6 protein-coding genes are annotated in these 13,485 nt (G+C 62.6%); all 6 read right to left on the bottom strand.

The window, feature by feature from the left end; translation table 11 throughout:
- Positions 1-65: 65 nt before the first annotated feature.
- Positions 66-3,554, bottom strand: a complete 3,489-nt coding sequence (locus FHW75_RS14770; RefSeq protein ID WP_027615303.1) for a glycosyltransferase — start codon at positions 3,552-3,554, stop codon at positions 66-68.
- Positions 3,555-3,645: 91 nt separating this feature from the next.
- Complete coding sequence (rfbH, locus tag FHW75_RS14765) at positions 3,646-4,968, bottom strand: lipopolysaccharide biosynthesis protein RfbH (protein ID WP_027615304.1); 1,323 nt, start codon at positions 4,966-4,968, stop codon at positions 3,646-3,648.
- Positions 4,961-6,037 (bottom strand): CDP-glucose 4,6-dehydratase, encoded by a 1,077-nt coding sequence (rfbG, locus tag FHW75_RS14760; protein ID WP_197739513.1) that lies wholly within the window; start codon positions 6,035-6,037, stop codon positions 4,961-4,963. Before rfbG ends, rfbH begins: the two co-directional genes overlap by 8 nt.
- The gene (gene rfbF, locus FHW75_RS14755) at positions 6,019-6,789 is read right to left on the bottom strand and encodes a glucose-1-phosphate cytidylyltransferase (RefSeq protein WP_016711808.1); all 771 of its coding nucleotides are present in this window, start codon (positions 6,787-6,789) and stop codon (positions 6,019-6,021) included. Before rfbF ends, rfbG begins: the two co-directional genes overlap by 19 nt.
- A 247-nt stretch (positions 6,790-7,036) precedes the next feature.
- Positions 7,037-9,754: a glycosyltransferase gene (locus FHW75_RS14750; RefSeq protein ID WP_183673994.1), complete on the bottom strand. Its 2,718-nt coding sequence runs from the start codon at positions 9,752-9,754 to the stop codon at positions 7,037-7,039.
- A gap of 52 nt (positions 9,755-9,806) precedes the next feature.
- Positions 9,807-13,385, bottom strand: a complete 3,579-nt coding sequence (locus FHW75_RS14745) for a glycosyltransferase (protein WP_183673992.1) — start codon at positions 13,383-13,385, stop codon at positions 9,807-9,809.
- Positions 13,386-13,485: the final 100 nt, after the last annotated feature.

Raw genomic sequence — 13,485 nt, 5'->3', positions numbered from 1 at the left:
GCCGCCTTGGGACGTACCTGGCGGCTATTGGAATAGTTGACTCTCTATCGGTGTCTGGTCTGCCCTCAACCTGGCAGCCAGGCGTCAAGCCATTGGCGTGCATAGCCTTCATCCAGCATGTGCCGTGCCAGCACCTGCTCGCGCAACGCTTGCGCGCCCTTCACACTGGCTGCAGGCTCGGCAAGGTGCGCCTGGATAGCACTGACCCAGTCCCCGGCCGTGTTCCTGACCCTGGTCACGGGCAACCCTTGATAGGGCAATACGTCACTGCACACCACCGGATAACCGCAGGCGGCATATTCCAGAAGCCGCACATTGCTGCGACACGCGTCGAGCCAGCCATCGCCAAGCGGGGCCAACGCCAGATCGAGCCCCAGCGACATGAGTTTCTGCGGGTAGTCATCGTAAGGCACCGGGCCATGTATCTCGCGCAAGTAGGGCCGTAGCGGGGGCGGGCATTCACCCAGGCAGACCCAATCCACATCCGCGTGCAAGGCCTGAACAATCTCCAGCATCAGGCGTTGAACGCTGGTGCCGAACTGATCACCCACCCACCCGATACGTGGGCGGCTACCCGGCTGCCGTTGAGTGGCCAACGCCCCCCAACGCGCCGGGTGCAGACGATCCGGCATGACACGAATATCGGCACAGAAGCCTTGCAGTGCTTCGGCCAAGGCAGGGGTTGGCACCACCAGCCGGTCTACAACGCCGGCAGACCACCGCAGCGCACCTGCAAGATCGTCGTCAGCCAGGCCAGGCGAGTCGGCATTCACTTCGCCCACCTTGAACGCGCGGCTGAACCGGGCATTGCTACGCAACGCGTCAATCTGGGCCTCGCTGGCCGGCCGCCGCATCACCCAGCTGTCGGGCTGCAACCGCTCCAGCTCAGCAGGCAGATACGGCCGCAAAGCCAGCCGGACATCCGCCAGGCCGGCGATACTCATGGACAACGCCGGGTCGACAACCCGACTGCGCGCAGTGCCGGCAAGTTCGCCCGGCATACTCAGCAGCACAGGCAACGGGCGCCAGCTCAAGGGGTTCCACGACAGGCCCGGGTCAGTCTCAAGCTCAAAACCAGCACCCTGCAAAGACAGGTTGCGGTTGTAGGCCGGATCGCGGGCGATGACAGGCAGCCATTTGCCATACAACGCGTCCTGTTCGGCTTCGACCGCTTCGGCAGGCACGAGCTCGCCCTGCCCTTCGCACACCAGCACAGCATGCGGCGTCCACACCGTGAGATAACCGGCCTGGCGCGCCTTGAGGCAAAGATCGAGACTGGCACCGGTGCGCTGCGCCAGGCCTTCGTCCATTCCACCCACCTCCAGGTAAAGCGCCCGGCGAATCAGCAGACAAGCGCCAGACACGGCACTCACGTTCTGGTCCAGCTCAAGCCGGCGCATGTACCCCTCATCGTGCGGCAGCCCGGAAAACGCCGAGTTGCCAGGGCCATTCAAGCCCAGCACCTGCACAGCCTGTTCGACCATGCCATTGGGGTGCATCAACCGCGCGCCGACGATGCCTACTTCCGGGCGTTGCCCGTGATTGAGCAACGCGTCCAGCCAGTCATCGTGCACGATCACGGTATCCTCGTGCAGCAGCACCAGGTACTCGCCCTGCGCATGCCTGGCCGCCAGATTACAGGCAGTGGCATGGTCACGTACCGACGCATCACTCAGTACGCTGAGCCGGTTTTGCTCCCGCGCCACAAGGCCATCCAGCCAGGCACGGGTAGCCGGGCTGCTGCCATCGTTAACCAGCAGAATCTCGAAGTGGGGGTAACGGGTTTTTTCAATCAACGCATGCACGCAGCGCTGTACGTGATCGAGACGCCCATTGCACGGCACGACCAACGAAACCAATGGCTGCTCGGCGTGCCCATAATCAATGCGATGAATGCCTGGCCGATGCATGCACACCTGCGCCTGGGTATAGCCGCGCCGCTGCAAATGGCGCAGCAGCACCGCCTGTTCCTGAGGGCTGTGGATAGGCGCTTCGCTGGGTGATATGCACACGGGTTCGCTGACATGAGCCAGCCCGTCGAGGCCATCGGCATCTTCGATCAGGTGCAACAGCAACGCGAGCTCGGCCGCCCCCGCGCAGGCCAGGTCGAAACCGCCCGCCTCGAGGAATACCTCGCGGCGATAGAACCAATTCCGCGCCAGTTGGGCCGGGCTGGCCAGCAGCATGTCGAGATTGAAGTCGGGGCGCAGCAGCGCCTGCCGGGTACCCTGTGGCGTGGTCACCAGCTCATCGGCATACACCGCACGCACCTGGTCGCCCTCAAGCAACTCCAGCGCGAGTATCAACAACCCGAACGGTGTGAACGTGGTGCCTGCACGCACAAAGCAGAGCCACTGCCCGGTGCCTTGTTGCAAGACCAGTTGGTTAAGCGTGGCAAGCTCGCAATCGGCAGGCACATGGACGGCGAGCTGCTGGTACATCTGCCCTTGCAGGCTTTGGCGCGTGGCCTCGACCGCAGCTGGCGGGCCGTCTGGGAGGATGACGAAATCGAACGTGGGCAAGTCCATGCGCCTGTCTTCCAGACGCTGGGCGATCAACGCCGCCTGTGCGTCAGTAGGGCGACGGGAGCGCAGCCACTGGGCAACCTGTGCATCTGGCCCACCTGCTGCCCCCTGCATGGCGTCTGGTTGCAGGTCGGTGCAAGGCATGGCCTGGGTCTGCTCGATGAAACTGGCCAACTGGTCCCAGAACCGGCCCTGCAAGTCAGCATACTTTTGCTGGACGATGGGCAAGCTCGATCTGGCATGCTCGATAGCCTCGGGCGCGTCTTCGAAGGCCAGGCCATCTGTGCCGAATTCGCCAATCCCAAGCGGTGTGCCATCAAAGAAGGGCGACTTGAGTACCACGGCCGGGCAACCACACAACATGGCTTCCAGCGCAGTTGCAGTGGAAGAAAAGCAATAAATACCTTCACTACGCCGGAACAGCTCGGCCATTTCCCGAGGGGTGGCTGGCCATTTGTTGGTAATGAGCGTGCACCGCGCCGCCAGCTCGGGATGTTCCTGAAGCGCAAGGGTATGGCGCCCAGGGTAGATCAGCCAACCTTTGCGATGGCTGTCATAGGCGTTGTCAAGGTTGTTGAACAGCGATGTATCGATCGGTGGCAGGAACAATATACGCTCAGCCCCAGCGCCCTTGGGCAACAGATGCTCTCCATAGGCAAAGATCATCTCCGAGTCGGCAAACTCCGTATCCCCTGCGATCAACCCCGGTACGTTGAGCAGGTAACGCACGACCGACCTTGCCTTGGTCGGGTTGCCTGACACCACTTCCGGGTACACCACGATAGGCTGGCGACCCGCCTGCTCATGCTGTTGCCTCAGTTCATTGGTGAGCAGCGGCGTGTGCCACATCGGGTTGGTCGTGGAGCTGTACAGGTAGGCGTCCTGGCCGCACCGGTTCAGCAAGTGACACAACATGTGCATCACCCGGATACCGGCTGAGTTATGCCGATAGGCGGGCGCAACGATGTAATACGGGCGCGGCGACGCAACGTGCAATGGTGGATAGTGCTGAGTGCTCACGAGTTGCATCCTGGATGTGGCATGGACGGGCGTGCGCCGCTGGCTCGGGCGAACAACCTGCGGCAGCGCCCGGCAATTCGTTCACACGCAAAGGCGCTCATCAGCGCAGCCTCCGCACATAGGCTTCGATGCTGCCGGCCACATGCTCGAGGTGGTCTTCGCCAAGCCCGGGCCACAGGCCGACCCAGAAGGTGTCCTTCATGATCTTGTCGGTCACCGTCAGGTCACTGGCTACCCGGTATTGCTGGTCTTTCATGTAGGGCTGTCGGGTAAGGTTGCCGGCGAACAGCAGGCGAGTACCCACCTTCTGCGCATCGAGATGACGCAAAAGGTCCAGCCGCTCGACACCACAACCATCACGCAATGTCAGCGGAAAACCAAACCAGGACGGGTCACTGTTGGGCGTGGCGTGCGGCAGGATCAGTTGGTCTACACACCCGGACAAGCGCTCGCTGAGCCAGGCAAAGTTGCGCTTGCGTGCAGCGATGAAATCATCCACCCGGTCCATCTGTGCCAACGCGCAGGCAGCCTGCATGTCGGTGATCTTCAGGTTGTAGCCCAAGTGGGAATAGGTGTACTTGTGGTCGTAACCTTGCGGCAGGTCGCCCAGCTGCCAGCAGAAACGCTTGCTGCAGGTATTGTCTTCACCTGGCCCGCAATAGCAGTCACGTCCCCAGTCACGGAACGATTCGACGATACGCTTGAGCAGCGGAGAATCGGTGAAAACCGCCCCGCCCTCGCCCATGGTGATATGGTGGGCCGGATAGAAACTGAGCGTACCCAGGTCGCCGAAGCTGCCCACCTGGCGGCCATCATAGGTGGCACCCAGCGCATCGCAGCAGTCCTCGATCAGCCACAAGCCGTAGCGGTCGCACAGTTCTCGCACCACGGCCAGGTTGAACGGGTTACCCAGCGTGTGGGCCAACATGATCGCCTTGGTCCGCGGGCTGATCGCCGCCTCGATCAAGGCCGGGTCGACGTTATACGTACCCATCTCGATATCGACGAAGACCGGCACGGCACCGAACTGCAGGATCGGGTTGACGGTGGTAGGGAAGCCCGCTGCCACGCCAATGACCTCGTCCCCCTTGCGAATGGCACGATCCCCCAGGCGCGGCGACGTCAAGGCGGAAAACGCCAACAGGTTCGCCGAAGAGCCGGAGTTGGCGGTGAGCACGCCACGCCGCCCCAGGTAACGTGCCAGGCGTTTTTCGAATGCCTGGTTGAAGCGCCCGGTGGTCAACCAGCCGTCAAGTACCGCTTCCGTCATGGCCTGTAGTTCGGGTGCACCAATGACTTTGCCAGAGGGCGGAACCGCATGCTGGCCAGGTACAAAACCGGGCGCGGCCAGTTCCAGCTCGGCGTAACGGCCAACGAGCTCGGTAATTTGCTGGCGCAACTGCTGCGCCGTTTGATCAGTCATTGAACTCACCTTCGTGTGCCGCTATTTGCGTGCGGCAGTATTGCTGCATGTCTTGGCCATCGCGCCAGGCGTGATGCCATTCAAGGGTGTGACGCAACGATTGCTTCAGGCCCCATTTGGGCCGCCAGCCCAACGATTGACGAGCCCTGGAGGAGTCGAGGGTCAACAAGCCTGCTTCATGGGGCTGCACGCGCGCCTCGACAGACCAGCCCGCCTCGCCTGGCCACAACTGCGCCATGGCATGTACCAACTCACCCACGGTTGCCGTCCCGCTACTGTCAGGGCCGAAATTCCAGGCCTCTGCCACATCCTGGCCACGCTCGATCAACGCCTGGGCCAATAGCAGGTAGCCGTGAAGCGGATCGAGTACGTGTTGCCACGGGCGCACGGCATCGGGATAGCGCAAGATCACCGATTCCCCGGCTTCCCAGGCACGCAGGATATCGGGCAGCAACCGGTCTGCTGACCAGTCACCGCCACCGATCACGTTGCCCGCACGCGCGGTCGCAAGCGCCACACCGCGCTCGCGCAGGAACGACTCGCGCCACGAGGCGCAAAGCAGCTCGACGCACGCCTTGCTGCTGCTATAGGGGTCATGCCCCCCCAAGGCATCCTGCTCACGGTATGGCCATTGCCACTCGCGGTTCTCGTAGCATTTGTCGCTGGTGACCACCAGCACGGCACGCACCGTGTCGCACTGCCGCACGGCTTCAAGCAGGTTGAGCGTGCCGGTAACGTTGGTGGCGTACGTTTGCGCCGGGCTGCGATAGGATTCGCGCACCAGCGGCTGCGCGGCCAGGTGCAAGACAACCTCCGGGCGAAATGCCGCCACACTGCGCAGCAACCGGTCAGCATCACGAATATCGGCAAACTCGCCAGACACGCACTCGGCTAGCCGGGCGCTGTCATAAAGCGAGGGCGCGGTATCGGGGGCCAGGGAGTAGCCATACACTTCGGCGCCCATCTCGCGCAGGCAAAGGGCTAGCCAGCCGCCTTTGAAGCCGCTGTGCCCCGTCAGGAAAACCCGACGCCCCGACCAGAAGCTACGGCTCATGACCAAATGCGCCATTGTGCTTCATCGGCCTTCCAGCGCTCTTCCAGGTAACTGCGATCACGCAGCGTGTCCATGGCCTGCCAGAAGCCACGGTGCACATGGGTCATCAGCTGGCCATCCTGCGCCAGGGCACGCATGGGCTCGTATTCCCATGTGGTGACGTCGCCCTCGATGTAGTCGAAGACCCCGGGCTCAAGCACGAAGAAGCCGCCATTGATCCAGCCACCATCACCCAGTGGTTTTTCCTGGAAGCCATGCACCTGCTCGCCCCGCACATCCAGCGCGCCGTAACGCCCGGGGGGCTGAACGGCAGTGACCGTGGCCAGTTTGCCATGGCGGTTGTGGAAATCGATCAAGGCTGGCAGGTCCACATCGGCAACGCCGTCGCCGTAAGTCAGGCAGAAGGTTTCGTCGCCAACGTAATCGCGTACCCGCTTGAGGCGCCCGCCAGTTGCCGTATTCTCGCCAGTGTCCACCAGCGTGACCCGCCAAGGCTCGGCATGCCGGTTATGGATATGCATCTGGTTTTCCGACATGTCGAAGGTGACATCTGACATGTGCAGGAAATAGTTCGCGAAGTATTCCTTGATCACATAGCCCTTGTAACCGAGGCAAATCACGAAATCGTTGATCCCGTAATGGGAGTAGATTTTCATGATGTGCCAAATGATGGGCTTGCCACCAATTTCGATCATCGGTTTCGGGCGCAGATGCGACTCTTCACTGATACGGGTACCCAGGCCTCCGGCCAGGATGACTGCTTTCATTGTCGACACACCTTGACAGGCTGACGCCCATAGCGGGCTGACAAAATACTGACCAATTCAGTAAGTTGCCGTTATCTAGCAAAAAGATTGCCAATCAGCCTGACCGGGCAAGGTAAATGCGCGTGCAGCGGGAGATACCGCTCAAGTGTGGAGCCGGCCTTGATCGGCCGGGCTCGCGGGTATTGTCGAAACAGGCAGGACAGGGCTGCGACGTCAGCTTGCAGCCCTGTCAATAATCCGCCTCGGCCTACTTGACCTGTTCCAGCCAAGCTAATGGCGTCACTGCCTGCTCGCTGAAGGCCGAGGGCCAGCGTTCGAACAGCACCTGCGCCAACGCATGATCCGCTTCAGGCTGGGCGCTGAGCAACAGCCTGGCCTGCGGCGTCCAGACCACCAGTTGCCCGGCCTCGACAACGGCCCGGCACAGGTCGATATCGGCACCGTGGACAACCTGCAAGCCCGCGCAATGCTCGAACACCTCCTTGCTCACCATCAGGCAGTCGGCACTGACCGCCTGACAACCGCGCACTGCCAATGGCCACCGGGCTTCAGCACACGCTTGCGGCTTCAGGCCCAGCCAGGGCGAAGCCACCTGCGGCCCCAGCAGCAAGGCGTAACCCGCATGCAGAAGCGCAGTATCGCCCCCCTCGAGGCAGGCTCCGACCACACCCACTTCCGGACGCTGAGCCTCATTGAGCAGCGCCTCGATCCAGGCCGGGGTAATGACCTGGCTGCGCGCAGACACCAGCACCAGGTAGGCCCCTCGTGCCTGGCTAGCCGCCAGGTTCAGCCAACTGCTGCGCGACTCGCCTGGCTGGCCGACCAGCACATGCACCTTGCCGGCGAACGGCTGCAACGCCGCAACCTCGTGCTCGGCACACACCACCACCACTTCGTAGCGCGGGTAACGGGTACGCTGCAGCACGCTACGCAGGCAATCCTGCAGCTGCGCGGCATCGCCTTCACTTGCCACAAGCACGCTTACCAACGGCGTGGAGGAATGCCGGTAGTCGATGGACAATCCATCATTCGCCTGTATCTTCACCTGTGCGCGATAACCCAGTTGCGTCAGGTGTCGGCCAACCACCTTGGCAGCTTCCTCATCCAGTGCACTGCCGCCCTGCTCACCGATTAACAGGTATTCGGCCATGTGCGCCAGGCTGCTCAAGCCTTGGGCCTCTACCAGACGCAGCAGCAGGTCGAGCTCCAGCGCTTCACGGCAGGTTTCACTGTACCCACCCAGATCCAGCACCGCCTGGCGGCGCACCAGCCAATGCCGAGACATCAACCCAGGCTGGCTGCGCAACAGATCGAGGTCTGCACCTGGGCGTTCGACCCTGTGCAAACGCCCTTCACCGTCGCGCTGTACTTCATTGGCGGCGATGGCCTGGCAGGCAGGTGCATCGACAAGCTCCACCGACAGGCGCAACAGGCCTCCGGCAAGCAGCACATCGCCGGCACTCAGCAGCATCAGCCAGGCGCTTGGCAACTGACGCACCGCCTGGTTCAGGTGTGTCACCCAATTGCTGTCACTGACCTGTATGAAATGCAGCGTGTCGCGCGGCGTGGTGATGGCCGGTGGCTTGCCAGCCTTGAGCACCAGCAGCTTGAAGTTGCGTATGCCGCTGGCCAGCAGGCTGTCGAACGTGGCCTGAAGCGCTTGATCGTCGTTTTCCAGGTCGAGAACCACAAAGGCGATCTGCTCGGCCGGGTGCTTGCCCAGGTAGCGGAGAACGCGCTGGCGTCCAGCCTCATCCGGTGTAGCAGCCGAGATGGCCTCGATCACCTGACCCGACGGGGTGCCCTGCAAACGGCACTGTTCATCAATACCCGGGACCTGTTCGAGGCGTGCAAGCCAATCCGTCAGCTCACGGACATGCGCAGCTTCTTCTGCCCTGTCCAGCGTGGACAACAGCCGATGGCAGACTTCGCGATTGAACAGGCTCAACGCCAAGGCCTGCCAGTAGCGGTGGCTCAAGCTTTCTGCGGTATCGTTGGGCTGCTCCTGCAACAAGTCACGCTGCTGCACCCAGATCCCTTCCAGCGCACGTTGCTGCTGCGGGCTGGTCGGCCATGCGTGGCAAAGAAACTCAAGCTCGGTCAACCGCGCAAACAGTGCACCGTTGTAATAGGGCAGCTGTACGTCCTGATGCGGCTCGAACAACCGCTCGGGGTCATCGATCACACTGCGCCAGCTGGATGTGAAGATCAACGACGCCGCACCCAGATCGTAGGTGTTGCGCACAAGCCGGTTGAGGGCCGTGAAGCCTTGTTCGTCACCCCATAGCCGATACAGCCCGGCATCCCACTGGCGCAAGCCGCGTACCAGCTGCGTCAGGCGCTCTTCACGCTCCACCGGGCTGTAGCCGGCGGGCTCATGCTCACTCACCACATCGGTCTGGGCCAGGTGTGCAACCGGCCCTTGCGCCAACACGGCAAGGGACATTGCCACACGCACGGCAGGCGCATCCAGGCTGTCTGGCAACGCCGCCAGCACGGCTTGCAAAGTCGACACACGCATGACGGCACGCCAGGCCTGCTGCCCCGCCTGAGCGTACTGCAACAGCCTGGCTGTAGCGGTTTCGGCAATGGCAGATGCAAATGCCGAGCCTACGCGGTAGTACTCGACCTTGCCACTCCCCGGCCTGTAGCCCAACAACTGGCCTTGCGCAGCCACCACCCCAGGTTGCGCGTGCAGGCACGCCGCCGCAGTATCCAGAGCCGGGGCCAGCACGAAGTCGGTATCCAGCGCCAGCACCACATAAGCCGTGGCAAGCCCTTCCAGGCATTCTGCGAGGGCCTGAGCGAACCCGGCCGAGCTCGACCCAGCCGGCAAGTCAAACGCCACACAGGGGACGCAAGCCTGCTGGTAGTAGTGCTGCGCGCGGGCGCGGCTGTGCGCCTGATGCTCGCCCAGCAAAACAACGGTCACATCATTGCGCGAGCCGATTGCGGTATCGATCATATAGCACCTGTCCAATTGTCAATCAGGCGCGGGCATCGCCCCACGCCAACGTTCAGTCTGCCAACCAGGCGTTGGCCCAATGCTGCAAATGGTGCGGCATCAGCATGTAGTCACGCAGCACTTCCGCGCGCAGGGCATCGCCTTGGCGGTAGCTGGCCTGCGGGTCAGCCAGGTGCATGCGAATCGCATCCAGCCATTGCTCGGCGGTGTTGTCCTTGACCCGGGTACATGGCAGGTAGCCGGCGTAGGCCTTGGTGTCGCTACAGACCACCGGAAAACCACACGCCCCGTACTCCAGCAAGCGCAGGTTGCTCTTGCAGTCGTTGAACAGGTTCTGCTCCAACGGCGCCAGCGCCAGGTCGAGGTTGAGGCTGGCGAGCTTGCGCGGGTAATCAGCCAGTTGAACCGCCTTGTGAAACTCTTTCACATAGGGGCGCAAGGGGTCCGGACACATACCGAAGAAGACCCAGTCAACCTCGTTGGCAAGCGCCTTCACAACGTCTTGCAACAGCTCCAGATCACCACGATGGCTCGTGCCACCCGCCCACCCGACGCGCGGCCGGATACTGGTCTGACGCTGGCTGGAAAGCCCAGCCCAGAGCGCGGCAGACAACATGTTGGGCACGACGCGGATGTCCTTGTGCATGCTGGATAGCGCATCGGCCAGTGGCTCGGTCGAACACACCAGCCGATCACACTGCCCGATGCCTTGGGCCACCAACTCGGCAAGGTTGCTAGGCAGGTTGCGGGCATGGTCGTTCTTTTTCGGCGGATCGATGATGTAGTCGTCCAGCTCGTAGATCATCCGCGCCTTCGAAAAGCGTTTGAACTGCGCCATTTCCCGGATGTTGCCCGGCATGTAACGACACTGCAGGATCATCACATCGGGCTTTTCGCGCTCGAGCTCGATAATACCCGGGGAGACGTGGTTGACCCGCCCCTGGATCCAGCCCGCCCGCTCAAGCTCGGTGAACGGCTGGATGACCCGGTAGTGCCCCACTGCCGTGGTATTGACCGGCAACGCCAGCACGGACGGCATGGCACGGGCAATGAAAGGGTCCCAGCCACTGCGCAGGCCTGGCTCCAGGTTGAAATTGGCGAACTTGAGGCTCAGGTTGTCGTTGTAGGCTGGGTCCCGCGCAATGCGGCTCAGCCAACGGTCGTAAGCAACGTCCCGGTCGGCCCTGGCAAGCTCGTCAGCCAGCTCGGCAGCTTCACCACCCGGGAGCCTCATGACACGAGCAAACGGTGTCCCGACCGACAGGAAACCTTTTTCACGCGCACGCAGGCAGAGGTCAACGTCAAACAAGGCGACCCGGAAGGCCGAGGTATCCAGCCCCTCAAGCTCCTCGAACAGCGCCCGGCGAATGAGCAGGCAGTCCAGGCTCAGTGCGCTCCAGTTCTGTACCAGTTGCTGGCGCCCCATGTAACCTTCGGCTGACAGGATTCTGCCCGGGAACGGGCTACCCGCTGTACCGCCGCCAAGGCCGAGCACCAGGCCGGAAGACACCAGCTCGCCGTTGCTGCCACACAGCGCCGGCCCCACCAGGCCGACCTCGGGACGCTGCGCCTGGCTCATCAAGGTACTGAGCCAACGCGGTTCGAAAAGCGCACACTCCGGTGCGAGCAATAGCAAATACTCTCCCTGCGCATGGCGACTGGCCTGGTCGAGCATCGCCGCCCTGCCCTGCGCCTGCACATCGATGACGCGCAACTGGTCACTGCCCAGGCCACGCATCGCCGCCAACCACTCGGTGACAGCCCCCGGCTCGTCGCCATTGGCGATGACCAGCGCTTCGAACGGGCTGTATTCGGTGTACTGGAACAGCGACTCGACGCAACGCCTGAGCGCGTTCAGGTTGGCCCCTGCGGGGATCAGTACCGATACACTTGCCTGCTGCTCATGCAGATAGGTCACACGCGTGACCAAGCTGCCAGCAGTGCCCTCCACCAAGGCATCGACGCCTATACGACGCAGGTGTGCCTCGACCACACGCGCCGCCTCCGCCTGCCCTGCCGGCTCGCTCATCCAGTCTGCGTACCCCGACTGGCAATGCACCAGCATCTGCGCGACGTGCTCTATCACATGCAAGCCATGAGCCTCGACCATTCGCCACAGCAGATCCTGTGGCGCCAGGCTCTCGAACCGGGTATCGAACCCTTCCAGCGCCAGCAGTGCTGTACGCTTGAATGCCAGGGTACGGCCCACATAGGGCACGCTGCGCATCAGGTCGAGGTTGAAGTCCGGCTTGAAAACCGGGTTGCCGGGCGCCAGGGCACCAAAGGTGTCTTCATCGGTGTACAGGCACGTGCTCTCGTCGCGCAGTGCCATGCGCTCGGCCATGACCACCAGCGCATGCGGCCGCAGGCGATCACCGGCACGCAACAGCAGCACCCAGTCGGCGACGTGTGTGCCTGCCAGCCACTGATTGAGTTGAGCGTAGCCACTGCCGCTCAAGGCCAGGTATTGCACGCCTGGCGCGTCAAACCTGTCGAAGCCATCCGGCACCAGCACCAATACCTGGCTGGCGGCATAGGATTGTGCAGCCAGGCAATCCAGGGTGGCGCGCAGTGCGCTTTCATCGCCCTCGCGACAGGTTACGATCGGGACGATGGCGGGCTGTACCGGCCACTGCTCGACCCGCTTTGGCAGCAACCGCAACTGCCCGTCAGACAGGTTGCGGCAAGCCAGCCATTCGGCATAGAGCTCGGTAAAGCTGAGGGCGTTGCTGCCTACCTGCTGCGAGAAATTGGCGACCTGGCCGGCATGGAAGCGGCGGATGTCCAACTCCTCCCAGGCTGAGTCGGCCCCTGGGTCGTAAGCCTCCAGCGGCAGGTAACGCACCCAGCCATTGGCCGGCGCCGACTCGCCGGTGCGCGCCGCCAGCATCTGCTGCAGCCACTCGGTTTCACGCTTGTAGGCCTCGGTCATGCTCGAGTGATGACTGAGCCGGCCTGGGTGAATGCGCTCCACACTCAGTATGCGCTCCAGGCTCGCCAGGTGCCCGCGGCGCAGCAGGCAGGCGTACAAGGCCAGGTCCAACCGTGCGGCGAACCCTTGACCACCCTGTACCAGTTGCGGCAAGTATTCCAGCACCTGAGCACGACGGAACAGCACATGGCTGATGCCACCAAACAGGTTAGGGACGTTCTCGGCGATGCTGGCCAGCAAGTCCGTACCGACAAGCACGGCACTTTGCGGGGCGATCACACTGTTGAGCGCACGGGAAGGCAAGAGGATGTCATCAGCCGACCAGAGCAGACGCTGACCGATCACCATGCTGAGCTGAGGCCATTGCGTCAAAACCTGCGCTTGCCGGCTGATGCAACTGTCGAGCAACAGGTCGTCATCACACAGGAACTTCACCAACTCCCCGTTGGCCTGCTCCAAGCACGCTTGCAGGTTACGTGCAAACCCCAAGCGGACAGGGTTGCGCGTATAGCGCAAGGGCACCGCAGCACCGTTGCCCAGCGCCTGGCAGATAGCCTCGATCTCGGCGCCGGCGCTGTCATCGCAAATGACGACTTCCAGGTTGGGGTAGTCCTGGCCAAGCGCACTGACCAAGGTTGCTTGAAAAAAATCGGCATTGAAGGCAGGAATGGCGATACTGACGAGTGGCTGCTCTGACACGATGACGACCTTGCTGGAGAGGCGGTGCGCTTGGGAATAGGCGGGCGTTCAACCTGGGCGACACAAGGGCAAGCCGGCCGGTCGTTATCAACCCAGGCCG

The organism is Pseudomonas sp. OG7 (genome assembly GCF_014192825.1).
GTDB lineage: Bacteria > Pseudomonadota > Gammaproteobacteria > Pseudomonadales > Pseudomonadaceae > Aquipseudomonas > Aquipseudomonas monteilii.
Note: the sequence above shows the minus strand (reverse complement) of the source record. Positions and strands in the feature narration are given on the sequence as shown.

Excerpts from the sequence above, each read along its gene's own strand:
- FHW75_RS14770 (WP_027615303.1), bottom strand. The coding sequence starts at position 3,554 with ATGCAACTCGTGAGCACTCAGCACTATCCACCATTGCACGTTGCGTCG.
- rfbH (WP_027615304.1), bottom strand. The coding sequence starts at position 4,968 with ATGACTGATCAAACGGCGCAGCAGTTGCGCCAGCAAATTACCGAGCTC.
- rfbG (WP_197739513.1), bottom strand. The coding sequence starts at position 6,037 with ATGGCGCATTTGGTCATGAGCCGTAGCTTCTGGTCGGGGCGTCGGGTT.
- rfbF (WP_016711808.1), bottom strand. The coding sequence starts at position 6,789 with ATGAAAGCAGTCATCCTGGCCGGAGGCCTGGGTACCCGTATCAGTGAA.
- FHW75_RS14750 (WP_183673994.1), bottom strand. The coding sequence starts at position 9,754 with ATGATCGATACCGCAATCGGCTCGCGCAATGATGTGACCGTTGTTTTG.